Origin of the sequence: Thermosipho globiformans, assembly GCF_003990895.1 — a bacterium.
In the GTDB taxonomy this organism is placed as follows: Bacteria; Thermotogota; Thermotogae; order Thermotogales; family Fervidobacteriaceae; genus Thermosipho; species Thermosipho japonicus.
This window is the reverse complement of record NZ_BHXD01000007.1, coordinates 72,340-97,290: the sequence shown is the minus strand read 5'-3', so window position 1 is coordinate 97,290 and position 24,951 is coordinate 72,340. Positions and strand designations below refer to the sequence as shown.

Sequence of the window (24,951 nt, the reverse complement as noted above, 5' to 3'; positions counted from 1 at the left end):
TCGTTATTAGAATGAGCAACAACGAGCGTGTCATATAAAATAGCTAAAGAAGCAGAATGATCTTCAAGGTGAATATTATTTAACTGTTCTTGAAGGAAAGCTTGAGGATAAAAACCAATTAAAGCAGCTTGAACATTGCCGCTGAAATCTTTAACAGGAGCAATAACGGCGATTGTAGGGGTGGATTCAAATTCAAAAGGAATAAAGATGTCATATTCTTTTTCACCGGAAAGAACAGAGTCAATAACCTTGCTAAATTTATCACTAATATCGGGTGTAATTTCTCCTGTGTCATCAAAGGTTGTACCATCACTTAATATTAGGTATGTTCCTAGATAGCCTTCCTTTTTAAGAGAGTTCTTGGCGTTCCTCACCCCCCAAGAAATTTGCTTTTTTCCAAGGTCTGTTGTTGAATTCATTAAATACGGAGCAAGAGAACCTCCAGTAGCGTATTTATATAGGGGGTCAATAATAGTTTTAAGGCCAGCTTGGATGTCCTTTGAGATGGAAGTTAAAACAAGGTGGTTAATTTGTTGTGCATTTTGTGAAATATTTTTAAAAGAAAGGTAAGAAGATATTGTTACACTAGTAACAGTTGCGAGAATGGAAACAAGAACAAGTGCAAGAACTAATTTTACTTGTAATTTCATTTTAAACACCTCCAATAGGTTCATTTTACATTATATTATATCATATACTATTTTATCAGTTTTTTAATTATTTAAAAGTTTTTTTCTTTAGAAAATATGTGTTTAATGTACAATTAAATTTAAATTTCTTCACTATTCATGGCTATCTTAATCCTTTTGCTTTTAAAGAAAAACTTGTCAGTTTTGAATTAAAAATAATCCCCTCATCTATTTTGAGGGGATTATTTTTGTTTAATATAAATGGCAGGCGACAATGTGATTTTTAACTTTTTTTAGTGGTGGTTCTACTTCTTTGCAAATATCCATTGCATATGGACATCGTGGATGAAATTTGCAGCCTTTTGGAGGATTAATAGGATTTGGAACTTCACCCTCTGGGATAATTTTTTCCTTTTTTCTTTTTGGATCAGGTTCAGGAACAGCTGAAATTAATGCTTTGGTGTATGGATGCAACGGTTCGGTATAAATTTCTTTAAAATCACCAATTTCTACTATTTTTCCAAGATACATTACACCAATCTTGTTACATATGTATTTTGTTGTTGCAAGATCGTGAGTAATAAATAGAAAAGTTAAGTCAAATTCATTTTTCAGATCTATTAATAATTTTAAAAGCTGAGATCTAACAGAAACATCGAGCATTGCAATTGCCTCATCTGCAACTACAAATTTTGGTCTTAAAATTAAAGCACGGGCTATAACTATTCTTTGTCTTTGCCCACCAGATAATTCGTGTGGATATCTATAGTAAAAATCTTCAGGAGGTGATAAATTTACTCTTTCAAGCATTTTCATTACAAGCATTTTTCTCTCCTGATTGCTACCACCTATATTATGAATTTCAAGACCATGCTTGATTGCATCGCCAACTTTCATATATGGATTTAAAGCAGCCATAGGATCTTGAAATATTATTTGCATGTTTTTTCTAAATTTTCTTAATTCTTCTTTTGAAAGTTTGGTAATATCGGTATCTTCAAAAAATATTTTTCCAGACGTTGGTTCAATTAGTCTTAAGATTAATCGTCCTGTGGTAGTTTTACCACTTCCTGATTCTCCGACCAGCCCAAAAGTTTCACCTTTTGAAATGTTAAAACTAACTCCATCAACGGCTTTTACAAATCTTTGAGGAACTCTCAAAAGAACTTCTCCAACCGTTCGTTTAACTGGAAAATATTTTTTTAGATTTTCGACTTTAATCATTGTTTCACCTCACTATATAACCAGCATTTAACTTTTGATTCATCAACCTCAACTATCGGTGGCTCTTTTAGTTTACAGATTTCTTTTTTGTAAGGACATCTATCTACAAATCTACATCCAGTTGGAGGATTTGAAAGATCTGGAGGAGAGCCAGGTATATATTTTAGTTCCAGATCATTTATATTTGTATTTGGTATACTTTGCAGTAGTAATTTTGTATAAGGATGCTTTGGCTTATAATATAGATCTTCACTTTTAGCTTCTTCTACGATGTGTCCACCGTACATAACGCATATTTTGTCAGCCATTTCAGCGACAACACCTAAATCATGCGTAATTAATATCATTGACATATCGTATTCTTTTCTTAGTTCATTTAGTAATTTCATAATTTGTGCTTGGACAATAACATCTAATGATGTTGTTGGCTCATCGGCTATTACAAGAATTGGATTTAAAACTAGCGTAAGAGCAATCATAACTCTTTGCCTCATTCCACCACTGAATTGGAATGAATATTCTTTCATTCTTTCAGGTTCAATTCCAACCTTTTCAAGAACTTTGGCAGTTCTCTTTCGTGCTTCTTCTTTTGTTATTTCTGGTTCATGTGTTTTTAAAGTTTCATAGAATAATTTTTCAATTTTCATTACTGGGTTAAGTGAAGTCATTGGATCTTGAAAAATCATTCCTATTTTTTTGCCTCTTATCTTTCTCATTTTATCTTCGGAAAGATTTATGAGTTCCTGGTTTTCAATCTTTATACTACCATCATAATATGTTGTGGGTGGGAGAATTTTTAATAATCCTTGTCCAAATGTAGATTTTCCACATCCTGATTCTCCAACAAGACCAACGGTTTGGCCTTTTTCTATATTTAAACTAATATTGTCTACAGCTTTAACAAATCCTTTTTTTGTTTTGTAATAAATTTTCAAGTTTTTTGCTTCAAAAAACACAAGATCACCTTCTTTCCCTTATAGTAGGATTTAATAATTCATTTAATCCTTCGCTAAACATGGAAAAGCCAAGAACAACTGTTATAATAGCTATTCCGGGGAATAGAAGGCCCCACCAAGCCCTACTTAAAACAAATCTTTGTCCATTACTTAAATCAAATCCCCAATCTGGAGTAGGGGGTGCTATACCTAAACCTAAGAAAGAAAGCCCTGCTTCAGTCATTATTGCATCTGCAAGGTTCATTGATAACACTACCACTATAGATGGTAAAACATTTGGAAAGATATATTTTAAAAGTATTTCACTATTTTTTGCACCTAATGCCCTTGCAGCTTCTACGTATAGTTCATTCTTTACTGAGGACACCTGGTTTCTTATTACTCTAAAATATGTAGGAGTATAAACAACTGCAATTGAAATTGAGATATTTATTATTCCCGGCCCTAGTACTGCAGCTATTGCTATTGCAAGTATCAATCCTGGAAATGAATAAATTGCATCCATTATTAATGTTAATGTTCTATCTAAAGGTCCACCGATAAATCCTGAAATTAATCCAAGAGGAACACCTATTCCAGCTGCAATTGCAACAGCAATAAATGCGATCATAAGTGCAATTCTTGCTCCGTATATTACCCTACTTAGAACATCTCTTCCTAGATTGTCGGTTCCAAAGATGAATTGATCGTTAGGTGGAGTAAGAGATCTTCCAACCCTTTGTGTTGGATCATATGGTGCAATTTGAGGAGAAAATATTGCAAGTATAATGAAAAATATCAATATCATTGCGCCAATGAATGTTAACCAACCTGTTCCTGTTCCAAACAAGTCGCTTATAAATTCTCCTATTCTTTCGCTAACAAATTTTTTTCTCACATTATCACCTCTTAATACCTTACTCTAGGATCAACTAAAGCATTAACAATGTCTATAATAATGCTTATAATCACAACAAAAATAGCAAAAAATATTATTGTACCTTGAATAGCTGGAAAGTCTCTGTACTTTATTTTTAAGACTAGGTAACTTCCAATTCCAGGCCATGAAAAGGTTGTTTCAGTTAAGACTGCTCCTGCAAGTAGCAAAGCAAATTGCATACCCATAATTGTAAAAATAGGAACAAATGCGTTTCTTACAGCGTGTCCATATAAAATAACTTTTGGTTTTAAGCCTCTTGCTTTTGCTGCTTTAACAAAATCTTTTGAGAGCATTAAGACAGTGTTGTTACGTACCATTCTTAAAAAAATACTTGAGATAACAAGACCTAAAGTAATACCTGGAAGAAGAAGGTGTTTTAAAACATCCCAAAAAGCTTCCCAGTTCCAATTGAGGATACTGTCCAATAACAATAAACCGGTTTTTATATCCAAACTTACACGTGGAGATAATCTTCCACCTACTGGAAGCCATCTTAGATAAATTCCAAACAGCAGTTGAAGCATTAATCCTAGCCAGAAAACTGGTACTGCATATATAAATATTGAATAAACTCTTGCGGAAATATCCAGGGATTTATCTTTTCGCCACGCAGCCTCAGCTCCCCAGAAAATTCCTATAATTAATGCAAAAATAAATGAAAATATCGTTAATTCTAAAGTGGCTGGGAATCTATCTTTTATTTCGCTCCAGACAGGTCTATTAGTTAAAGTTGAGACGCCAAGATCACCTTTTGCAACATCTTTTAGATAATCAAGAAATTGAACTACTATAGGTTTGTCAAGGCCTAGTTCATGCCTTTTTGCCTCAATTACTTCAAGTGGAGCCTTACCACCGAGAATTGCCAAAACAGGATCACCAGGAATTATTCTAAGTATAAAAAATATCATTATTAGAAGAATTAGGATCATTGGAAGTGCTAATATTATTCTCGTTATTATGTAGCTTTTTAGAGACACTTTATCTCCTCCTTTAAAATATCCCGCCCGCAAGGGGCGGGATACTTCATATAACCTGTAATATTATTTTCTCTCAAGGATGTAGTAACGGAAGATTTGAGTTGGTTCAAGAACAATTCCATCAATGTAATCGTGTGCTTCACAATCTGCAGAGCCTTGCCAGAGAGGAATGTAAGGTACTTCTGCTGCGTGGAAGTTTTGAACAAGTTTATAGATCATTTCACGTGAGAATTGATCAGTAGCAGCTCTTGCAGCTACCATTAAATCTTCAACGTTTTTATTTTCATAGAACGATCCAAGTGATTTTGCACCATTAATACTTAAGAATGGCCATAGATAATCGTCTGGGTCAAGGTAGTCTGGATACCAACCGAGTAAGAAGAGTCCCATGGTTCCATTTAAGAAATATTCAACGTAAGTTGACCATTCAGCATATTTTATATTTACTTTTATAATACCTGTTTGCTCTAAGGATTCTTTTAATACTTGTGCAACGTCTGCCTCAGTTGTTCCATAGTGAGATGGAGTATACCAGAGGTCTATTACAAGAGGATTGTCTTTTGTATAACCTGCAACCTTTAAAATTTCCACGGCTGCTTTAAGATCTCTTTTTGGGAATACATCTTCATGACTCCACATTCCAGCTGGAATCATTGAGTATAATGGTTTTGCAAGGCCTACAAATATATCATTAACTATTGTTTCTCTATCAACAGCAAGTGCAATGGCCTGTCTTACAAGAGGATTATCAAATGGTTTTTGTTTTACGTTTACCACAAGATACCTTATTTGTGGGCTTGCACCAAGGTAAACTTTTATACCAGGTACATTTTTAAGATCTAATATATCTCTTGGATCTAAGTGTCTGTATGCTATGTCAACTTCTCCAGTTTCTAGTGCTAATCTTAATTGTTGAGCATTTTCATAGAATTGGATAATAATTTTTGGAGTTTTTGGTTTTGGACCAAAATATTTTGGATTTTCTTCTAAAACAATCCTAACATCCCTTATCCATTCAGTAATTTTGTAAGGACCTGAAGCAGATGGAGCCCCTTCAAAAAATTTATCTTCAGGAAATACTTTTGGATTTACGGGGAATGCAACTGTATAGCCAAGAACGGAAACAAAAGCTGAAAATTTACTTTTTAATGTTACTCTGAAAGTAAATTTGTCGACAACTTCTGTTTTTTCAACTACGTCAGTTAATAAGAATGCAGGGTCACCATTAAGTTTCATTACCCTATCAAATGAATATTTGAAAACATTTGCATCAATTTGTGTACCATCTTCAAAATATGCATCTTTTCTTATATGGAAAGTATATACGAGGCCGCCATCAGAAACGTCCCAACTTTCAAATAGCCATGGTTTAATGTTTGCTGTTCCAATTTCATAGTCTACAGGTCCAGATAAGACATTTTGAAGAATGTTACTTGAAAAATAATCATAGCAGTTTGCGGGATCTAGTGTTCTTATTTTATCAGTTGTTCCAACTACAATAACGTCTTTCGATGCAAAAGAAAATACAACAAGCAGCAACCCAATGATAATCATGAATTTTTTCATGAAAATCCCCCCTCTTCAAATTTGGTAATATTATTTTATCATAAAGTAATATTTAAAATCAAATCTTAACAAATGAAATTTTCTATTAAACTAGAGAAAAACAAAAACTTTGTTAATATATAAAAATTTATTTATTTTCGCTTTTTATAGTTGTTTTTTGTCTTTTTTATCTTTTTTAAAGAATATTTTGTACTTTTAAAAGTTATAATGATTGTTTATTTAAATTAAATTATGTTATAATTTAATTGAAATGTAATATATTTGATTAGGTTGGAGGAATTAAGAAATGAGGCTGAAGTTGGAATTTGTTTCGGATGATGACATAATATTGCCGGTTGGTTTCAACAAATATATACAGGCGTTGATTTATAACCTATTTAGCACGAAATTAAGAAAGTATGTGCATGAAGAAGGATTTAGAGGAAAGAAAAAATTTTCACTCTTTTGTTTTTCGTCTATTTTAGAAAGAGGAAAATTTTTCAAAAATATGAAAGTCTTTAATTTTGGAAAAAAGATAAGTTTTTTTATTTCATCTCCTGTTAATATGCTAATGGAAGATTTGTCACAAATTTATTTAAAGGTGATGAATTTATGTTAGGTGAAAATAAAATATATTTATCATCAGCTATGGCTGTAATAAAGAACGTTTCTGGAAATAGTGTTAAAGTAAAAGCTTTAACGCCAATTGAGGTACATAGAACTTATAAAGAAAATGGAAGGAATAAGACCAGGTATTTTACACCATTTGAAAGTGAATTTGCAGAATTAATAAACCTCAATATAAAGAATAAGTTGGAAGCGCTTTATAAAGAAAGGTTAGATAAAAAAATAGAAATAATTCCACTCTTTGATGATGAAAGATACAAAAGTGTTGTTTATTATGGTTTTGGTGAAAAAAGATTTGTTATAGAAGGTTGGAAGGGAAGTTATCTATTAAAAGGAGATAAAGAGATTCTTTCTTTTGTATACGATACAGGGCTTGGTAGTAAAAATTCACAAGGATTTGGATTTGTAGAGTAAGATAGATGATAAAAAAGTTTATACTATATATTAAAAGATAAGTATTACGATAAACTAGATTTATTGAAAAACTCAAAAAAATATGACGATATTGATGATGAGTTAAAAAAGGTTATACTGCTCCCCTGAATAATTGGACAGAGAAAAAAGAGAGAGCATAATTTTCCATGAGGGGAGTGGAAGGTATGAGAAGAAAGTTTTCTGCTGAAGAAAATTGTAATTGTTCTTGAAGGATTAAGAGGTCAAAAAGCTATAGCTAAATTTGTAAAGAGCATGGTGTTTCTTAAGGGCAGTATTACAAGTGGAGGGATAAGTATTGGTGCAAAGTCTGCACTTGAAAATTTTTCCAATTCTTCTCAAGTAGTACAATATCAAAGAAAGATACAAGAGCTTGAACAAATTATTGGTAAACAAGCTATTGTTATTCAGTCTAAAAAAACAGTCATTCATCCTGGGGGAAAACAGTAAGTTTATTAATAGCATTAATAAACTGGTATACAAGAGAAGTACTAGGCTCACAAATAAGTCTCAGAGGAAGAACAGAAGAATGGAACACTGAATAAAGCATTAAATGAAGGGTATAAAGACGGAGTAAGAGGAAAGAAAGTAATACAGACAAGTGATAATGGTAGTCAGCCTACAAGTAGAAGATTTATGGAAGAATGTAAGGTATTAGGCATAAAACAAATATTTACAAGTTATAACAATGAACGTGAGAATGCCAATATAGAAAGGTATTTTAGAACGTATAAAGAAGAAGTAGTATGGCCGGTAGAAGAAATGAGCTATTCAGAGTTAGTAGTAAAAACAAAAAGATATGAGGAATTTTACAATAGTAAATATCCACACAGTGCATTGAAATACAGAAGCCCACGAGAGGTATACGAAGAATACTTAAACTACACAAAAGTTTCTTGATTTTTGTCCAATTTTTCGGGGTGCATTACACAAAGATATGATCAGGATACTTTCTTAGATACATTCTTTTAGATTTATCAAAAACAAGATTAGAAATTTTATTGAGTGATTTTTGTGGTAAAATAATATTAAAGTGAATATTCGTTGGGCTACACCTCCTTGTTGGTAATGTTTAGTACAAAAATAATTTTAGCAGGTGTGATCCTTTTTTTACATCCTAACTTAATCCATTTCTTACATTGGTCAGTGGCTCAAAAAGGTTGCAAAAAGTAATGATATGTAATATAATTATAACGTAATCTGTGATTTGTACCTTACCTTGTAGGAATTGAAATATTGATTGTGTAGAAACAAGAACAAGTGGTTTTTCCGTTTGTACCTTACCTTGCAGGAATTGAAATAAGAAAAACTAATAAAAAATAAAGGTTCCTATGTGGAGCCTTTATTTTTGGTTTTACTATTTAATTTTTTTAAACTTTTAATTTTCCTTCTATTATAATCTTTGCTTTCCCACCTATGAAGACTTTTTCATTTTCAATTTTTCCAAATATTTCCGATTTCCTGTTCATTGATTCACCTTGAATAATCTTGTATACTTTCTTTTCATCAATTATGTTATTTTTGTATAGGTAGTATAACAATGCACCATTTGCTGTGCCGGTTGCTGCTTCTTCATTTATTCCATATAACGGTGCAAAATCTCTTGTGTTTGCAAGCGCTTCTTTTTCATCTAAAGTAAATAAGTGAAAACTTACAATGTTGTTTTCTTTTGTAAACTCTTTTATTTTTTCAAGATTTGGTTCTAATTTAAGTAATGTTTCTTTCTTTTTTATTGGAATAAGTAGATCCCATAGTCCAGTATACGAAGCTTGCAGTTTAAAACGTTCATCTAATTCTTCAGAGTTTATGCCCAGTATTTTTGCTATTGTTTCTTTATCATAAATTTTTCCAAGCTCAGGTTTTGCTTGTTCCATCAAAACTAAGTCATTTTCTATTAAAATACTTAGTTTTCCAACGTTTGTATGTAGATTGTACTTATTGTTTGGAAAAACTAAGCTTTTTTCTTTGAGAACGCAAAAAGTGGCAATCGTTGCATGACCACAAAGGTCAATTTCTGAAACTGGTGTAAAATATTCTATTTTAAAGTCACTTTCAGATATCTTTTTAATAAAAGCTGTTTCGGAAAATTTAACTTCACTTGCAATTAGTTGCTTTATATTTTTGGGAATATCTTCTTCTAAAATAACAACACCTGCAGGGTTGCCTTTAAAAGGATCACTAGTAAAAGCATCTACTACATAAAAATTCATTTTGCAATTACCTCTTCTATCTCATTGTATGGAGGCTCTTTTCCAGGATCATCTGAAACCCAAGAATATATTATCTTGCCTTCTTCATCAATTACATAGACTGCTCTTTTTGAAACAGTGTAATTTTCTATTCCTACAAAATTTTCGTGTACTCCTCCATATTTTCTTGAAACTATACCACCAAAATCAGAAAGTAGATCAAAGTTTAGCCTGTTTTTTTCAGCAAAAGCTTTGTTTGCAAAAGGTGAATCTACACTGATACCAAAAACTTTTGCATTTAAATTGTTAAATTTTGCCATCATATCTCTAAAAGAACATAGTTCTTTTTCGCATACACTTGTGAATGCTCCAGGATAGAAAACTAAGACTATTTTTTGCCCTATTAATGATGAAAGTTTAACCTTTTCAAGTTTTGTGTTTACAAGTTCAAAATCAATATACATACTGCCTTTTTCTAACATAATCTCACCCCTTAATTAGTTATGCCTAACTGGACAATTGAATTATAACATATTTGAAAAAAATAACAAAATCTTAAAATTATTTATGATATACTCAAATGATATAATATATTCAAGAAAGGAGAGTGAAAAAATGGATTTGACTAATGTAAAAAAGATAGCTCTTGTTGGTGCAACAACTAACAGAGAAAAATTTGGAAATATAATTTTAAGGGATTTAACAAAAAAGGGTTTTGAAATTGTTCCAGTTACTCCAAGATATGATGAAATAGAAGGAATAAAGACTGTAAAGTCAGTTAAAGAACTTTCTAAAGATATTGATTTGATAGTTTTTGTTGTTCCACCATCAGTTGGAATAGAAGTTACAAAAGAGGCAGTAAGTGAAGGGTTTAAAAATTTATGGTATCAGCCAGGAGCTTATTCTCAAGAAATTGATGAGTATTTAAAAAATGTTGGTATTGAAGCTGTGCATGATATATGTATTATGGTAGAAACAAATAGGAGGTGATTATATGAATTACATGGAAGAATACAAAGCGTGGCTTGAAAGTCCTTATATTGATGACGAAACAAAAAAAGAGCTTTTATCTATTAAAGATAATGAAGAGGAAATCAAAGAGAGATTCTTTAAATATCTTGAATTTGGTACTGCCGGTCTTCGTGGGAAGATAGGAGCAGGTACAAATAGAATGAATAAATACATTGTTGCAAAAGCAACTCAAGGTCTTGCACAATTTATTCTCGAAAATAGCGATCCAAAAATGGGAGTAGTTATTGCATACGATGTTAGACACTTTTCTAAAGAATTTGCAAGGATAGCAAGTGAAGTTTTGGCCGGGAATGGAATTAATGTGTATATCTTCGATGATATAAGACCAACACCTATGCTTTCTTTTGCAGTAAGGCATTTGAAAGCTACTGCAGGTATTGTGATAACTGCAAGTCACAATCCACCAGAATATAATGGATACAAAGTTTATTGGAAAGAAGGTTCACAAATTTTAGATGATGTTGCAATTCCTGTACAGGAAAACATCAAGAAAATAAAGGATTTTGGAGAAATTAAGTATCTTGACTTTGATGAAGGTGTAAAAAAAGGAATAATTAAGGTAATTGGAAAAGAAGTTGATGAAGTATACTATGAAAAAGTCCTATCTCTTGCTTTAAATGATGATATTGATAAAAATATAAACATTGTATACACTCCTTTGAATGGGACGGGAAATATTCATGTCAGACATGTATTAAAGGAAAGAGGTTTTAATAATGTTTATGTAGTTAAAGAGCAAGAACTTCCAGATCCAGACTTTAAGACAGTTGGTTATCCAAATCCAGAAGATATAAAGGCATTTAAACTTGCACTTGAACTTGCAAGAGAAAAAGATGCTGATATTGTTCTTGCAACCGATCCTGATTGTGATAGACTTGCCGTTATGGTAAAGCACAACGGTGAATATGTTGCTTTAAATGGAAATCAAACAGGTGCTGTTTTGATTAATTATTTGCTTTCTCAAAGGAGCAAGAAAGGATTACTAAAGGAAAAGAGTATGATTATAAAATCTATAGTTACTGGAAATTTGGGTAAGAATGTTGCAGAAAAATATGGTGTTTTAACCTTTGAGACGTTAACTGGTTTTAAAAATATTTGTGGACTTGAAAACAAACTTGAAAAAGAAGGATATCAATTTGAATTTGGATATGAAGAAAGTATAGGGTTTGTTACTGGAAATTTTGTTAGGGATAAAGATGGGGTTATCTCCGCTATGATGCTTTCAGAAGCTGCCGGTTATTATAAAAAACAAGGTAAAACTCTTGTGGACGTCTTAAATGATTTATATAGAGAATACGGTTATTATCTTGAAAACAACTTTTCTCTAATATACGAAGGAATAGAAGGTATTGAAAAGATAAAAAGGATTATGGAATATTATAGAAATAACTTCCCAAAAAAGATAGGAAATTTAAATTTAGAAAAGTATATTGATTATCTTGACGGAAATGTTTACAACGTAGATGGAGAAAAGATCGGAGAAGTAAATAAGGATCATATTCCATCATCCAATGTTTTAAGATTTTTCTTTGAAGATGGTAGCTGGTATGCAGTAAGACCATCGGGAACTGAACCAAAATTAAAGGTGTATATTTATTCTTTTGCAACTGATAGAGAAGAATCAGAGAGAAAATTGAAACTAATAGAGGAAACGTTTAGAAATATAGTTGATAATATATAGCAAAAAATTTTAATATGTAAAAAACACCCCCAACTTATTTTTATATTGGGGGTGTTTTTATATATGTTTCAATTGAACTAATTAATTTTTACTTGATTTACCTCTGTTTTTTGATGTGGTATAAGTAATTTTCCATTTAGTGTTCCTATTAAGGATCGTATAAATGTACTAACCCATATTAATGTTAATATTGATGACAGAAATAAAGCGTACCAATATATCAGTTTTATTTTTGTGTACATGTAAACATTTAAAGTTGACATTGTATATGCAGAGAGAGGAAAAATGAATGCCCACCAGGAAAGTGAAAACGGTATTCCTCCTCTTCTTATGTAATTTAACGTTACAATTATGGTTAATAGGAATGCCCACAATCCAAATCCCCATAGTATTATTGATAAAAGTTTAAGTGTATCTCCTGATGAAATAAGTCCTAATTTTTTGGAAATATCTGCTATTCCTGATAAGGTAACCTGACCAATTCCAATAGGTCCCAAGATAATCCAAAAAGTAGGTGTAGTTGCAGCATGTGGCATGGAATGATTTATAAATCTATTTAGTATTATACTGCTTAAAATAATAAAGAGTATCATTCCTATTCCATAAAAGGAAATATCTATTATATTTATCAGTTTTGCAAATTCTATGTTTGTTTTTAGATAAAAATTTGCTAAGATATTTCCTAAGAGTGGAACTGCAACGCTTGCCACTGGAGTTATATACCATGAATAATTTGTAAGTTCCGGGCCAATGTTTTCTGAAAGCATCATATTGTAGGTCACAAATACCCCAAAGATTAGTGAGAGTGCAACAGAAAAAATCCAAAAGAATATTCCAAATCCTAAAATTATTGACATACTAATGAATTCTTTTCCGATTATAAAAAAGTTTGTTCCAAGAATTAGACCACCTATTGGCATAGTAACAAAGAAATTGGACATAACTGGATGTTTTAAATCTTCTATAACTTTGTCAAAAGCAAGAATCCATCTAAGAATCCAAGGAATCAATAGAAAGAAAAAGAGTAAAATATTGAGAAAAAATAAACTAATTGCGAATGATTTTAAAAAGTGCATTTTGGAACTTAACATGTAAAATACATTTGCAAGTCCACCTGTTCCCATAACAGATGCATACCATGCCGGTGAAAAATACTTAATAATCTCGCTGAACTTGACCTTGTTCTTCATTTTTGTACCTCCTTTTCGTAATTTTTAATAAAGTTCTTCGATATAACATTATATATTAATATGATAATATTTTCAATAATTTTGATAAAGTTTATCGATTATTAACAAATTCAACATTGTACTTTCAAAAATAGATGGTAAACTTTGTAGAGACACAAGAGTATATTGATATTATTATATACCTAAGTCAAGAGGTGATAAAATGAGCTTAAAAGCCATTTTAGTGCTTATTTTAGTGTCGATAGCATATCTCTACATAATATTTGGTAAAAAAAATAAGTCCGTTGTAGTTTTTAGTATTGCATTGCTAATTTCTGCTTTTAGACTTGTTGATGGGATGGTTACAGAAAATTTCAGTCACATAGTGGATTTAGATACGTTAGGCCTTCTGACAGGAATGATGATAATAGTTGCTTTTCTCAACAAGTCAGGATTTTTTGAATTTTTTTCGATAAAGATTATAAAGATTGGTGGAAAGAAATTTTATTTAACGGTCACTTTGTTGATGATCATTGTTGCTCTAACTTCGGCATTTTTGGATAATGTGGTAACAATATTGGTTATGGCTCCAATGATATTCTTAATTTCGGACATGCTTGAAATGGATCCAATACCTTTGATAATGCTAACAATTCTTATGGATAACATAGGAGGTTCTGCAACATTAATTGGAAGTCCTTTAAACCTTGTTATAGGTTCTATAAGTGGTTTATCATTTAATGACTTTTTGATAAAAATGGGGCCAGTAGCGATTTTGGCTTTTATTGGAGTTTTGTTTTATTTTAAGAGGCATGTGAAAGTAAATGAAAAGATGTTGAAAAATATAGAAAAACTTTTTGAGCTTGATGAAAATAAAAGTATAACAGATAAAAAGATGATGGTGTTTTCTTTAATAGATTTTGTGATTGTAATAGTTTTATTTATTTTACATTCTCTTTTAAATGTAGAATTAGCTGTAATTGCTCTGCTTGGTGGTTCACTTTTGATCTTTAAATTTGCAAATGGATACGAGGATGTAGGAAAAGAAATTGATTGGGACATGCTGTTTTTCTTTGCAGGATTATATATGACATCATATGCACTTGAAGAAATAGGATTTACAGAGAAAATAGCTTCAATGTTTAATCCTATTATTAACCATCACATAATAGTATTATTTGTTTTTTATATAATTTCAATTTTAACTGTTCCAATTCTTAACAATGTTCCAACTGCACTGATCCTTGCTCCTGTTATTAAAATATTAGTTTCAAGAGGAGTTTCACCAGTTTTGTGGTGGACTTTTGCCGTTGGTGCAAACTTTGCAACGAGTTTAACCCCCCTTGGTGCGGTTCAAAATATAGTGGCTGTGAATTTTTTGGAGAAGAATTTAGGGAGAAAATTTGGATTTTTTGAATACTTTAGATGGAAAATAATACCTGTATTAATAACATTATTCATAGGTGCTTTGTACATAATGTATCTGTTGTTGGTCTAATTTCCAAAAAACACTTGACAAGATAGATTTTAAGGATTATTATTTTTATAGAAACATATCGGTATATGCTCATATGATGTTTTATTAATTTTAGAGGAGGTGGAATTATGACATGGAAGGGTTGGACAGTGTTAATTTTATCATTATGGTTAATTATTTCAGCATTTATTCCTGGAATAACTGGTTCATCAACGGGTAATCTTGTAAACTTTTTGATAGTTGGTATTATGATGCTTGTTGTTTCATTTCCAATGTTTAGAGGTTCAAAAGGTATAGCTACAACCGTTTTAATTTTTTCAGTATGGTTAATTATTTCAGCCTTTATCTCAGGGATAACTGGTTCAAAAGGTGGAGCTTTGACAAATTATCTCATAGTTGGTATAGTCACCTTAATTTCTTCGATTTTTTATAGAGATTAATAAAAATTAAAAAAATATATGGCCCTGGAAAACCCGGGCCATATATTTTATATGGTGGGTATAAAATTGTGTTTGTTTTCAAAATCAATAAAAAAATTTATTCATCTTTTTTGGATGAATATTTTTCTCCAAGTTCTATAATTTCCTTTATTTTGTCATCTGATATTTTGTAACGAATAAATTTTCCATCTCTTATGGTTTTGACAACTTTGTGTTGTCTTAATAGTTTTAATTGATGTGAACATGTGGATTGTTTTATGCCAACAATCTCACAAATCTTTTTTACGCACTTTTCCCCATCAAGCAATGCATGTAGTATTTTAAGTCTGGTTGGATCCGAAAAAATAGAAAAAAGTTCTGCCATATTTTCATAATAATCGTGGGTTTCTATAATTTTTTTTGTTTTATTCAAGATGTTTCCTCCTTCATGCATAAAATGATCATTTGTTGATATATTTATCTTAATTATAATATAAATAATATATTAATGTCAATAAAAAAGGCCCTGACAGGGCCTTTTTTTATTTATTAAAATCTGATTGTGTTTCTTCTTCCGGTAGACTCTGCTTGCATTCAATTATAGGAGAGATTATTTCAAATGATTTTTTTACTACATTGTGTTTGGCTACAAGCTTTTTCATTTCGGAAGGATCTGGAAATGTTATAGCATTTGTTGGACAAATATTTGAACATGTTTGACAACCTACCAAACAGTTGTATTTGTACTTTACAATTGGCTTTGATAACTCTTTATCAAAATCAAAAACTCTACGTCCGCATGTAACAAAACACAAGCCGCATCCAGCACATTTGTCATGATCGATAGTTGGGTACCATTCAATCTCTGTTCTTTTAACTCCCCACCATGGGATTACTGATAAATCTTTCACTGGCCTTCCAAGAGCATCTTTTCCAATTATTGGAGCATTTTCTGGTGCCGACATATTTTCACCTCCGTATTTTAGTTTCTAAGTATATTATAATATGCTTATATTTCAATATATTTATTTGTTGATTAATTTTTGGTTTCTAAAACTGAGTTTGTTGACAGGGTTATAATGCTGGTATATAATTTCATATGAAGATATTAGCAGATATTCATTTATAAAATAAGCAATATGGAATGATAAAAGGAAGTGACAAAGAATGATTCTACTGGGATTTATTTTGTTTGGAGTTACTTTGGTGTTATCGATGTTAGGAAAAGGTGGAGGCGAATTTTTTGTTCCAATTTTTTTAGCAGCGGGTATTCCGTATCAGCAAGCTGCTTCAGCTTCTTTGTTTATTTTAATGGTTTCAGGATTAATTATGATGTTAGTTTTTCATAAAAAAACGCTCATTGACTGGAATGTTGGATTAATTTTAATTCTTTCTGTTGCTTTCGGCTCTTTTTTTGGTGGATTTATCTCAGCGAGTATAAATGAGATTGTATTAAAAATTACCTTTTCAGTTTTGCTTATAATTTCTGCTTTTTTTATTGCAAAGCCAAAAAAGAGGTCAATTGTTAATTTTGGAATAAAAATCAAAAGAAAATGTTGTGGAGAAAGCTATGAAATTCCAATATTAATAATTATTCCAATAGTATTTGTTATAGGCTTTATAGCAGGTATGGTTGGTATTTCAGGTGGGGGCTTGATCGTGCCTTTACTTATAATCATAGGTAATATGCCAATGAGGATTTCATTTGCGACAAATTCTTTGATGGTTTTGTTTTCGGCAACTACAGGGTTTATTGGTAGGGGAATTTCAACAGACATTAACTGGAAATTTAATATAGTCATGGCGTTATTTGCTGCTGTTGGATCTTTAATTGGTTCACACTTTTCTACCAAAGTAAAAATAGAAAATCTAAAGAAAATATTTGTTTTTGTACTTGTATTTGCATCTCTTTGGATGTTTGTAAAAACTTTGGTTGGATAATGGAGGTGATAATCTTGCAAGTTTTAATTAAGATTTCGTCTAATTTAAAAAAATATCTTATATTTTATTCAATTGGTGCTATAATTTTAGGTTGGTATTTGGGAGTACAATTTTCAAATTTTGTGATGGGTTATAAAGCAGTATTTAGTAAATTAATTGTTTTCTTTGTATTTTTCATGATCTACCCCATGATGATTAATATTAACTGGTTAAAAGTGAAAAATATAGCAAAGGATCCTAAAGCAGTATTAATGAGCATTTTCTATAACTATATTTTAACTCCCATAATTGCTTTTATTTTAGCTAAATTGTTCATTCACGATGAAGAATTGTTTCTTGGGTTTTTACTTGTGATGCTTATACCAGTAAGTTCATCTAGCGTTGGTTATACTGGAATTGTTAAGGGAAGTATTGAAGTTGCATCAATTGCTCAAGCGATTAATTTTTTGTTAATTCCAGTTTTGACACCCATATATTTTCATTTTATTGGAAAAGGAGTAAGTATACCAATCCCAATGGAACAAATATTTAAATCATTATTGTATGTAGTAATTTTACCTATTATTTTAGGGGTCCTCACACGTTGGGGATTAATAAAGGCAAAGGATGAAAATATTTTGATTAAATTAAAACCTTTATTTTCTTTTATAACATTAATTTCTATGCTTTTTATAATATTTATAATATTTTTCCTAAAAGGAAAAATGCTATTGGCAAAAGTTCATTTAGTGATCATATTAGGAATTATAACTTTAATATATTTAATAATAGCACTTTTATTAGAAACATATTTGAATAAAAAAATAGGATTGTCATATGAAGAGCATATGGGAATAGTTTTTTTAAGTACAGGTAAAAACAACGGTACAGCAGTTGCTATTGCATCACTTGCTTTTGGCCCTATGGTAGCTATTCCTGCCGCAGTCCTTCCAATCTTTCAGATAATTTTTCTTATAGCATATATTCATATGGAAAATTTGATAAGAAAGTATTTTAAAAATAAGTAGAAAAAATACCCCCAAACTGTAATTTTGGGGTATTTCATTAATCTTTATTTAGTCTTGATCATTATATATTCTTTTTTCTCCGGTGATTTTCTGGATAGGTGCGATATCTTGTGTAACTTCCAAGGTTCCAAGATACTTCCCATTTTCGTCTCTAACTGCAAAATATTGAATATAGACATATTTTTCACCAAGTTTAAGCCAAAAATCTGCTTTATCTCTCTTTCCTGATTTAAAATCGGAAAGGATTTTGTTTACTATTTCAATACTTTTTTCTGGATGACAATTTTGAACCTTTCTTCCAATTATTGTTCTACTTCTAACAAATATTCTATCTTTTGTTTCACTAAAATATTTTACTTCATCGTTTTTGTCTACAAATGTTATATCAACTGGTAAGGTATTTAATATCCAAAGAAGTTGTTTTTTAGTCAAAACGCCGCTTGGAAATTCAATTTTATCACTTGAAGATTTTTCAAGATATTTTTTTATCATAGAATTAATCTTGTCAATTGTTATATCTTCATTATTAATATTATCATTTTCTTTTGGATATTCTTCAGGCTTGTAGCAACAATATCCTATTTTATCGAATTCTTCCCTAATTGTTTTCCATTCTTCATCTGTTATTGTTTCAAGAGCTGAAGGAAATAGCACGAAGTGTTCTTTGTATATATGGTTTAATATTAGATCAACCATTGCAGTGCTAATATTCCACAACTTTTCTTTTAACTCTTTAAAATTAATCTGCCTATTCTCTTTTAATTGTTTAAGCTCTTTTCTTAAAGTCCTAAAAACGTCATGTTCTTTCCACATTACCATAGGTGGTTTTTCAATCCCATGTTTTTCGATAACTGGGAATAAACCATTTTCTTCTTTTTGAAAATAAAGTTCAAAATTTTCAAATTCATCAATAAATTCTTGAATTTTTATAATTAATGGCATAGCTTCAGAAAAGTTATCTTTTTGATTTATTTGATCAACTAGTTTTTTAAATTCGACAACCTTTTCTTGAAAATATTCGTGTTCCTTTACAAGTATATGAATGGGATGCCACTTTGGGACATCAAGATTTGGACCTTTTGTTTTGCTTTCTAACACATCGATATGAATATTACATACTTTTCTAACTTCATCAACGCTTATTCCTTCTTCGTTCATAAGCTCTTGCTCGACAATTGCTATTTCAAGTGGTGAAATTTCAGAGAGAATTTGCTGAATTTCTTTCTTTAGCTTTTCACTATATTCTGTTTTGGTTCTTTTGATAAGATTTTTTAAATATTCTCTTTTGTTAAATACTTCACTCATATTAACACCTCCGAAGTAACTTAGTCTTTACTAATTACATTATATCATTAATTTATTTTGTTGTGTGTAATATAGATTACAGTTTTAAAATTAAGTTTAAAAAATTTTTTGGGTTCATGATAAAATATTCGAGAGAATAATCTAATTAAGAATAGGGAGGGAAGGTGTGTGTTTAAATTTATTTTTCTATTAATTGTTGTATTTGAAGTTTTATGGGAAGAAATATTATTATTTTTGAATCTTAAATATTCTACTTCTAAAGATGCAAGCGTTCCTGAAGTTTTGAAAGATAAAATTTCTGAAGAAGATTTTGAAAGATCTAAAAGATATTTGAAGGATAAAACTTTGCTTGAATCTTTTTCTCAGTTTGTTAAGCTTGGCGTCACTTTAATTCTTTTATTTTGCGGTTTTCCATTTCTTGAAAATGTAGTTTCGTCATTTTCAAATACAATAATCATTCAAGGGTTATTGTTTTTTGCATTATATGGACTTATAACTTTTCTTGTAAATCTACCTTTTAATATTTATTCAACTTTTGTTATTGAAGAAAAATATGGTTTTAACACAATGGATGTTAAGACTTTTGTTGTTGATATAATCAAAACTTTTGTTGTATCAATAATATTGTTTACTCCTTTAATTTCTCTTCTATTGTGGGTATTAAGTATAGATCAGAATTGGTGGTGGAAGGTTTCTATAGGATATATACTATTTCAGGTTATTTTAACTTTAATCTATCCAATATTTATTGCGCCAATTTTTAACAAATTTACTCCTTTAGAAGATGAAAAACTAAAAGAAGAGATAAATAAATTACTTAAAAAAGCAGGATTTAACATATCAAATATTTACGTAATGGATGCATCAAAAAGGACAAAAAAGCAAAATGCATCACTTACTGGAATTGGAAAATCAAAGAGAATTGTATTATACGACACAATTTTAAAATATTCAACAGAAGAGATTTTGGCAATCATAGCTCACGAGCTTGGACACAGTAAAAGAAAGCATATTCCAAAACTTTTGGTAATTATATCAATACTGTATACGCTTATATTTTACCTTGTAAATGTTGTTTACAACTATATATTAAATAACAACGTATTCGGAATAAGCATGAGTTATACAGCATTTACTTATTCATTCATATTTATTAGCTCAGTTGTGTATTTTGCAATACCGATTATTAATTTCTTGCAAAGAAAATATGAGTTTGAGGCAGATAGATACTCAGCAGAGCTTTTAGGAACACCAGAATACCTAATTTCATCTTTAAAAAGCCTAGTAAAAGAAAATCTTTCAAATGTAAATCCGTCACCTTTATACAAAATTTGGCACTACAACCATCCATCGCCAGAAGAAAGAATAAAAAATTTACTAAAGTTAAAAAAATGATTACACAATAATAGATCTTGGTTTCAAAAAATAACTAAAAAAGCTACACTTTTTCATTAAAGGTGTAGCTTTTTTTATATTATTTGCCTAAATTTTCTAATTATTGTAGAAATTAAGGAAATTTGTAAGGTATCTTTCAAGGAATTAATAATATGTTAACTTTTTTGTTTCTATTATTACATTTTGATTTTTATTTTGATAAACAAATTACTTGATATTTAATGATACAATAACTTGACGTAGAAGTTTTCATTTCTAATTTATTCTTTTTTCATATAGGGGGGTTAAAACTGATCAAACTTTTTGGAGACTTTTTCATACCTGAAATAAAAGAATTTTGCTTTACAAAACCCGAAGTTTTACTATTTTCATTTTTAATTTCAAAAAAAAGCATAGTAAACTTTCTGGATGTAAAGCAACTATTTGCCGATCTAAAAGATATTGATGATAGGTATATAAGAAGATTAATATCGAAGATCAATGGAAAAATTGAAGGTATTGGAAAGGTAGAGCTACTGAATAACAAACGTATTGAGCTTGTAATGTATAGTAACGCTAAAGTAGATCTATGGGAAATGGAAAAGGTATTAAGCAATTTTGATAGATCAGAGAAATTATTAGAAAAAATTTTGGATTTATACACGGGCCCATTCCTTGCGGGTATAGAATGTTTGTGGGCAAGGCAGATGAGAAGGTATTACAATGTTCTTGTAAAGAGTATTGTAGATGATTATTTAGAAAATATAGGATTTGAAAGTAGATTAGCTGTAAAATTAATGAAAGTATTTCCAGATTTGTCTATTTTTGATGAAGAACTTGAGAGGGAATATTTGTATGATTTATTTTAAATTGTTTGGTGATTTTAAAATATTTGTTGATGGTAAACAAATAATAATAAAAAACAATAAAAATTTGAAATTGCTTTTTTATATTATCTCTTCTAGAAAGACTTACATTTCAAAAGAAGAGATATACGAAATATTTTGGAAGAATATGACAAGAAGTTATGCAAGAAAAAATTTAAATGTTCAAATGTATAATTTAAAGAAGACATATGAATTTTTAAAAGATGTTATAAAAAACTATAGGGAAAACATATACATAGACAGAGATAAAATTAGTTCTGATTATGAATTTTTTATGGATAATATAGGTTCAAATAGTTTAAAAGCGCTTAAGATATATTCTGGTGATTTTTTAGAGGGATATGAGGATGATTGGATCGTTGAAAAAAGAAATCAGTGTAGAAAATTAGCAAACCTTGCTTTATATTTTCACACAGAAGAAACAAAAAAAGTTGAGATTTTATTAGAAATTCAAAAGGATATGAGAGAAAAACCCTACGTAATACTATTTTTAAATGAAATAAAAAAATTCAGGATGAGAAAAGGAGATTTTCTTTTAAATCTTGAAAATGGAGCACTTGTTTTATTAGAAAAAGGCAATAAAACAGTCTCTCAAGTTGTTAATGGATTTTTGAAAAGGTCAGGTATAGAACATGCAAAAATATTAAATGAAGATGAAGCATTGAATTTGATAAACTTTAAAAATTCTAATGGGGAGGAAAAAATTTATGAGAAAAATCTTTAGTTTGTTTTTAATACTTGTTTCGTTGCTTGCCTTTTCTTTAAAGATATATCCAAACCTTATTTATAATATTGAAGTTAAAAACTCGAGTTTTGAATATAGTTTTTTTGTCAGAAATGACCTTAATTATGATGCAATAATAAGAATTGAAAAGATAGACTTTGTAACAGATGGAAAAAAGTATGAATTTGACCTTCCAGGTTATAAGTATAGTGTGAAAAATTATGTTGATTTAGATAGCTATGAATTTGATCTTAAACCAAATGAAGAAAAGAGGATAACATTAAAGTTTAATATTCCTTCTGATTTTGATGGGGCAAGCGGAGTATTTGCCTTAAAGATTTCTCAAGAAAGTAAAAGGGGTGGACAGATCCAAATAAGGTTAAATTATATTGTTCCATTCTTTTTGAGGTTCAAAAATATAAATCCTATTCAAAAAGTTGACATTACCGATGTTGATATAAAAAATCTAAACCTCTGTCCCGATGAACGTTACGGAAATTTTGGAACTTTGATAACTATGAAATTGAAGAACAATGGAAATGTAGTTTTTCTACCTTACGGTACTATTAAAATTACTTCTGTAGATTTAAGGACAACAATTTCAGAAAAAGAGATAAATAGTTTTGATGTGGTTGTATTTCCCGAAAACGAGGCTTTTTATACATTTAAAATTCCAGAGATTTTACCAACTGGGAAGGTAAGATTTTCAGTTGAAGGTGAATCATATGGTATGAGATTTTCTATAAGCAAGGATACAACAATCAATGAAACCTATGAAAATTTAGTTGTTGAAGCATCACCAAATGTTATCATTTTTGATAATAAGACAATAAATACACTTAAATCAATTTTGATAAAGAATTTAACAAGTTTTAAATCGGAAATTTCTTGGAAAATTGTTGATCAAAAAGGTTTAAAAAGTGATATTTTCAAGTTGTATCCAAGTGTTTTGAGAATATATCCATATAGAGCAACTTCTATAAAGATTAGATCAAATGTAAGAGAAATTACCAATGTTGGAGATAGAATTTTTTATTTGCATCTTTTACACGATGGCAAAGAAATTTCTGTAAAATCTCCTTTGATTGTTATGAGAGGCCAAAAGCTTTCTCCAGAATTGAAAGCAAAATACTTGCCAGAAGAAAATACTATAGAGTTAACAAATACTGGGAATTGCTTGTTAGCTGTAGATATTAACTATTCTAGTTTTTCTCTGTACAGTGATATTGTTTTAATACCGGGACAATCTAAAAAAATAAAATTAGAAGATAATATCAGCATTTCAAGGATCATTTTAAAGTATGGAATTTTTGGAGAAAATAAGGAATATAAAGAGTATATAAGGTGATACTATGAAAAAAATAACTTTTTTGTTTTTGTTAATATGGGGGATTGGCTTTTCTTTAACTGTATCGTTCTATGAACAGGATATAAAAGAGGCTTTAAATATTTTATCTTTGGAATCTGGAAAGAAGATAGTGTATGAGCCAAATCTCAGTGGTATTGTAAGTATCGAGATAGACGAGGATTTATCATTGGGGGAAATCCTTGATATTATTCTTTTGCCGTATAACTACTATTGGGTAAAGTATGATGAAATCTACTTTGTTGGAGTTTCAAATCCGGAATCACCCGGTTTTTTTAAGAATGCAAAAATATTTAATATTCCATTGAGATATAAGACCGCTTCAGAATTAAGCAAAGTTTTACCTAAAGAGTTGAAAGAGTATATTTTATACAGCTCAAGTGAAGATAGTATTACAGTATTTGCGCCAATTCCAGTGGCATCTCAAATTGCAAATATTGTTTCTATCTTAGATGTAAAGGAAAAAAGTTATACCGCAAATATAAAAATAATAGATGTTTCTGAAAGTTATCTGAAACCATTTTTGTTAAAAATAAATTATTCCCAGGAAAGATTAAATGATTTGATGAGTGGTGCAATATTCTCTATACCATTGTACGGAAATTATTTAAATCTCTTGTTTTCATCGACCACAGAAAATAAAGATTTTGATCTCATATACGATGGAAATATTAAAATGTTAAGTGGAGTAAAATCTTCCTTAAGAACATCTAAAAAAGTATTAGTTGACGAAGTAGTGGATAATAAGATTTCTAAAAAAGCAGTTGAATTCAATATTTCCTTTGAGCTTACTCCATATTTTTTAAAATCTTCTGCATTGATAGATTTGAATATTAACTTGGAAAATGTAGGGACAGACAGATTAGGTTCACAAGTTTCCACAAAGGTCCCCGTTGATTTTAATGTTTCAAAAGTTATTGGGGCATATTCATATTTAAAATCAGAAAGAGCTGTTGGTGGATTATCTTTTTTAATGGATTTACCAATAATAGGTAATTTGTTCAAGCAAAATTTCGAAAAGCATGAAAAAAGATATATTTTGTTTGTCTTGCGAATAGAGGAGGAGTAGAC

At 30.1% G+C, this 24,951-nt stretch carries 26 protein-coding genes and 1 pseudogene; 15 read left to right on the top strand and 12 right to left on the bottom strand.

What is annotated here, in order from left to right:
- The 6 genes from EO083_RS06395 to EO083_RS06370 all read right to left on the bottom strand — a co-directional run.
- Positions 1 to 650: cache domain-containing protein (locus EO083_RS06395; protein ID WP_206512278.1), on the bottom strand; the 650-nt coding region annotated here is incomplete at its 3' end.
- 231 nt (positions 651 to 881) lie between these two features.
- Positions 882 to 1,853, bottom strand: a complete 972-nt coding sequence (locus EO083_RS06390; protein WP_126993338.1) for an ABC transporter ATP-binding protein — start codon at positions 1,851 to 1,853, stop codon at positions 882 to 884.
- Entirely contained in the window at positions 1,850 to 2,809 is a 960-nt protein-coding gene (locus EO083_RS06385) for an ABC transporter ATP-binding protein (protein ID WP_126993337.1), read from the bottom strand. The genes EO083_RS06390 and EO083_RS06385 overlap by 4 nt, the downstream gene beginning before the upstream one ends.
- 4 nt (positions 2,810 to 2,813) lie before the next feature.
- The gene (locus tag EO083_RS06380; protein WP_126993336.1) at positions 2,814 to 3,686 is read right to left on the bottom strand and encodes an ABC transporter permease; all 873 of its coding nucleotides are present in this window, start codon (positions 3,684 to 3,686) and stop codon (positions 2,814 to 2,816) included.
- 11 nt (positions 3,687 to 3,697) lie between these two features.
- Positions 3,698 to 4,705, bottom strand: coding sequence for an ABC transporter permease (locus EO083_RS06375; RefSeq protein ID WP_126993335.1), 1,008 nt, complete (start codon positions 4,703 to 4,705; stop codon positions 3,698 to 3,700).
- A gap of 63 nt (positions 4,706 to 4,768) precedes the next feature.
- Complete coding sequence (locus tag EO083_RS06370; RefSeq protein ID WP_126993334.1) at positions 4,769 to 6,271, bottom strand: ABC transporter substrate-binding protein; 1,503 nt, start codon at positions 6,269 to 6,271, stop codon at positions 4,769 to 4,771.
- A gap of 286 nt (positions 6,272 to 6,557) precedes the next feature.
- Between EO083_RS06370 and EO083_RS10035 the strand changes: the two genes are divergently transcribed.
- From EO083_RS10035 to EO083_RS10155, 4 genes and pseudogenes are all read left to right on the top strand, one after another.
- Positions 6,558 to 6,869 (top strand): hypothetical protein, encoded by a 312-nt coding sequence (locus EO083_RS10035; RefSeq protein WP_241229996.1) that lies wholly within the window; start codon positions 6,558 to 6,560, stop codon positions 6,867 to 6,869.
- Positions 6,863 to 7,291, top strand: a complete 429-nt coding sequence (cas6, locus tag EO083_RS10030) for a CRISPR-associated endoribonuclease Cas6 (RefSeq protein ID WP_241229995.1) — start codon at positions 6,863 to 6,865, stop codon at positions 7,289 to 7,291. Before EO083_RS10035 ends, cas6 begins: the two co-directional genes overlap by 7 nt.
- A 276-nt stretch (positions 7,292 to 7,567) precedes the next feature.
- The gene (locus EO083_RS10160) at positions 7,568 to 7,759 is read left to right on the top strand and encodes a hypothetical protein (protein WP_373277309.1); all 192 of its coding nucleotides are present in this window, start codon (positions 7,568 to 7,570) and stop codon (positions 7,757 to 7,759) included.
- An 8-nt stretch (positions 7,760 to 7,767) separates the two neighbouring features.
- Positions 7,768 to 8,209, top strand: a pseudogene (locus tag EO083_RS10155) (transposase); the annotation flags it as partial.
- A 470-nt stretch (positions 8,210 to 8,679) separates the two neighbouring features.
- Here EO083_RS10155 and EO083_RS06350 read toward each other — a convergent pair.
- Positions 8,680 to 9,519 carry a PhzF family phenazine biosynthesis protein gene (locus EO083_RS06350; protein ID WP_126993333.1) on the bottom strand — a complete coding sequence of 280 codons (840 nt, stop codon included), beginning with the start codon at positions 9,517 to 9,519 and terminating at the stop codon, positions 8,680 to 8,682.
- On the bottom strand, positions 9,516 to 9,980 hold the full coding sequence (locus tag EO083_RS06345; RefSeq protein WP_126993332.1) for a peroxiredoxin: 465 nt from the start codon (positions 9,978 to 9,980) through the stop codon (positions 9,516 to 9,518). Before EO083_RS06345 ends, EO083_RS06350 begins: the two co-directional genes overlap by 4 nt.
- A gap of 133 nt (positions 9,981 to 10,113) precedes the next feature.
- On the opposite strand from EO083_RS06345, the gene EO083_RS06340 reads away from it, so the two are divergent.
- Entirely contained in the window at positions 10,114 to 10,488 is a 375-nt protein-coding gene (locus tag EO083_RS06340) for a CoA-binding protein (RefSeq protein WP_126993331.1), read from the top strand.
- A gap of 4 nt (positions 10,489 to 10,492) precedes the next feature.
- Positions 10,493 to 12,211, top strand: a complete 1,719-nt coding sequence (locus tag EO083_RS06335; protein WP_126993330.1) for a phospho-sugar mutase — start codon at positions 10,493 to 10,495, stop codon at positions 12,209 to 12,211.
- 77 nt (positions 12,212 to 12,288) lie between these two features.
- Here EO083_RS06335 and EO083_RS06330 read toward each other — a convergent pair whose 3' ends face one another.
- On the bottom strand, positions 12,289 to 13,401 hold the full coding sequence (locus EO083_RS06330) for a TDT family transporter (protein WP_126993329.1): 1,113 nt from the start codon (positions 13,399 to 13,401) through the stop codon (positions 12,289 to 12,291).
- Between the two features lie 202 nt (positions 13,402 to 13,603).
- Here EO083_RS06330 and EO083_RS06325 point away from each other — a divergent pair, with 202 nt between their 5' ends.
- Both EO083_RS06325 and EO083_RS06320 read left to right on the top strand, forming a co-directional pair.
- Positions 13,604 to 14,878, top strand: coding sequence for an ArsB/NhaD family transporter (locus EO083_RS06325; RefSeq protein WP_126993328.1), 1,275 nt, complete (start codon positions 13,604 to 13,606; stop codon positions 14,876 to 14,878).
- Positions 14,879 to 14,985: 107 nt separating this feature from the next.
- Positions 14,986 to 15,297: an SPW repeat domain-containing protein gene (locus EO083_RS06320; protein WP_126993327.1), complete on the top strand. Its 312-nt coding sequence runs from the start codon at positions 14,986 to 14,988 to the stop codon at positions 15,295 to 15,297.
- A gap of 97 nt (positions 15,298 to 15,394) precedes the next feature.
- Here the strand turns inward: EO083_RS06320 and EO083_RS06315 are convergent, their stop codons facing one another.
- Together EO083_RS06315 and EO083_RS06310 are read right to left on the bottom strand one after the other, a co-directional pair.
- Positions 15,395 to 15,709, bottom strand: a complete 315-nt coding sequence (locus EO083_RS06315) for an ArsR/SmtB family transcription factor (protein WP_164723703.1) — start codon at positions 15,707 to 15,709, stop codon at positions 15,395 to 15,397.
- Between the two features lie 109 nt (positions 15,710 to 15,818).
- The gene (locus EO083_RS06310) at positions 15,819 to 16,241 is read right to left on the bottom strand and encodes a 4Fe-4S dicluster domain-containing protein (protein WP_126993325.1); all 423 of its coding nucleotides are present in this window, start codon (positions 16,239 to 16,241) and stop codon (positions 15,819 to 15,821) included.
- 202 nt (positions 16,242 to 16,443) lie between these two features.
- Here EO083_RS06310 and EO083_RS06305 point away from each other — a divergent pair, with 202 nt between their 5' ends.
- Positions 16,444 to 17,217: a sulfite exporter TauE/SafE family protein gene (locus EO083_RS06305; protein ID WP_126993324.1), complete on the top strand. Its 774-nt coding sequence runs from the start codon at positions 16,444 to 16,446 to the stop codon at positions 17,215 to 17,217.
- Positions 17,218 to 17,231: 14 nt separating this feature from the next.
- Positions 17,232 to 18,224, top strand: a complete 993-nt coding sequence (locus EO083_RS06300) for an arsenic resistance protein (protein WP_164723702.1) — start codon at positions 17,232 to 17,234, stop codon at positions 18,222 to 18,224.
- 48 nt (positions 18,225 to 18,272) lie between these two features.
- On the opposite strand, the gene EO083_RS06295 is transcribed toward EO083_RS06300, so the two are convergent.
- Positions 18,273 to 19,529 carry a DUF438 domain-containing protein gene (locus EO083_RS06295; RefSeq protein WP_126993322.1) on the bottom strand — a complete coding sequence of 419 codons (1,257 nt, stop codon included), beginning with the start codon at positions 19,527 to 19,529 and terminating at the stop codon, positions 18,273 to 18,275.
- 168 nt (positions 19,530 to 19,697) lie between these two features.
- Here EO083_RS06295 and EO083_RS06290 point away from each other — a divergent pair, with 168 nt between their 5' ends.
- The 5 genes from EO083_RS06290 to EO083_RS06270 all read left to right on the top strand — a co-directional run bounded on the left by EO083_RS06290 (position 19,698) and on the right by EO083_RS06270 (position 24,949).
- Complete coding sequence (locus EO083_RS06290; protein WP_126993321.1) at positions 19,698 to 20,924, top strand: M48 family metallopeptidase; 1,227 nt, start codon at positions 19,698 to 19,700, stop codon at positions 20,922 to 20,924.
- 542 nt (positions 20,925 to 21,466) lie between these two features.
- Entirely contained in the window at positions 21,467 to 21,772 is a 306-nt protein-coding gene (locus tag EO083_RS06285) for a hypothetical protein (RefSeq protein WP_126993320.1), read from the top strand.
- Positions 21,759 to 22,514, top strand: coding sequence for a winged helix-turn-helix domain-containing protein (locus EO083_RS06280; RefSeq protein ID WP_126993319.1), 756 nt, complete (start codon positions 21,759 to 21,761; stop codon positions 22,512 to 22,514). The genes EO083_RS06285 and EO083_RS06280 overlap by 14 nt, the downstream gene beginning before the upstream one ends.
- The gene (locus tag EO083_RS06275; RefSeq protein WP_126993318.1) at positions 22,498 to 23,862 is read left to right on the top strand and encodes a COG1470 family protein; all 1,365 of its coding nucleotides are present in this window, start codon (positions 22,498 to 22,500) and stop codon (positions 23,860 to 23,862) included. Before EO083_RS06280 ends, EO083_RS06275 begins: the two co-directional genes overlap by 17 nt.
- Before the next feature lie 4 nt (positions 23,863 to 23,866).
- A complete protein-coding gene (locus EO083_RS06270; RefSeq protein WP_126993317.1) occupies positions 23,867 to 24,949 on the top strand; it encodes a secretin GspD/PilQ domain-containing protein in 1,083 nt (360 codons plus the stop codon).
- The last annotated feature ends 2 nt before the right edge of the window (positions 24,950 to 24,951 follow it).

What these genes read in the sequence shown, in the direction of transcription:
- EO083_RS06335 (WP_126993330.1), top strand. Translation starts at nt 10,493, where the DNA reads ATGAATTACATGGAAGAATACAAAGCGTGGCTTGAAAGTCCTTATATT.
- EO083_RS06370 (WP_126993334.1), bottom strand. Translation starts at nt 6,271, where the DNA reads ATGAAAAAATTCATGATTATCATTGGGTTGCTGCTTGTTGTATTTTCT.
- EO083_RS06390 (WP_126993338.1), bottom strand. Translation starts at nt 1,853, where the DNA reads ATGATTAAAGTCGAAAATCTAAAAAAATATTTTCCAGTTAAACGAACG.
- EO083_RS06295 (WP_126993322.1), bottom strand. Translation starts at nt 19,529, where the DNA reads ATGAGTGAAGTATTTAACAAAAGAGAATATTTAAAAAATCTTATCAAA.
- EO083_RS06275 (WP_126993318.1), top strand. Translation starts at nt 22,498, where the DNA reads ATGAGAAAAATCTTTAGTTTGTTTTTAATACTTGTTTCGTTGCTTGCC.
- EO083_RS06330 (WP_126993329.1), bottom strand. Translation starts at nt 13,401, where the DNA reads ATGAAGAACAAGGTCAAGTTCAGCGAGATTATTAAGTATTTTTCACCG.
- EO083_RS06350 (WP_126993333.1), bottom strand. Translation starts at nt 9,519, where the DNA reads ATGAATTTTTATGTAGTAGATGCTTTTACTAGTGATCCTTTTAAAGGC.
- EO083_RS06305 (WP_126993324.1), top strand. Translation starts at nt 16,444, where the DNA reads ATGATTCTACTGGGATTTATTTTGTTTGGAGTTACTTTGGTGTTATCG.
- EO083_RS06285 (WP_126993320.1), top strand. Translation starts at nt 21,467, where the DNA reads ATGTATAGTAACGCTAAAGTAGATCTATGGGAAATGGAAAAGGTATTA.
- EO083_RS06280 (WP_126993319.1), top strand. Translation starts at nt 21,759, where the DNA reads ATGATTTATTTTAAATTGTTTGGTGATTTTAAAATATTTGTTGATGGT.
- EO083_RS06340 (WP_126993331.1), top strand. Translation starts at nt 10,114, where the DNA reads ATGGATTTGACTAATGTAAAAAAGATAGCTCTTGTTGGTGCAACAACT.
- EO083_RS06325 (WP_126993328.1), top strand. Translation starts at nt 13,604, where the DNA reads ATGAGCTTAAAAGCCATTTTAGTGCTTATTTTAGTGTCGATAGCATAT.
- cas6 (WP_241229995.1), top strand. Translation starts at nt 6,863, where the DNA reads ATGTTAGGTGAAAATAAAATATATTTATCATCAGCTATGGCTGTAATA.
- EO083_RS06345 (WP_126993332.1), bottom strand. Translation starts at nt 9,980, where the DNA reads ATGTTAGAAAAAGGCAGTATGTATATTGATTTTGAACTTGTAAACACA.
- EO083_RS06320 (WP_126993327.1), top strand. Translation starts at nt 14,986, where the DNA reads ATGACATGGAAGGGTTGGACAGTGTTAATTTTATCATTATGGTTAATT.
- EO083_RS06310 (WP_126993325.1), bottom strand. Translation starts at nt 16,241, where the DNA reads ATGTCGGCACCAGAAAATGCTCCAATAATTGGAAAAGATGCTCTTGGA.
- EO083_RS10035 (WP_241229996.1), top strand. Translation starts at nt 6,558, where the DNA reads ATGAGGCTGAAGTTGGAATTTGTTTCGGATGATGACATAATATTGCCG.
- EO083_RS06270 (WP_126993317.1), top strand. Translation starts at nt 23,867, where the DNA reads ATGAAAAAAATAACTTTTTTGTTTTTGTTAATATGGGGGATTGGCTTT.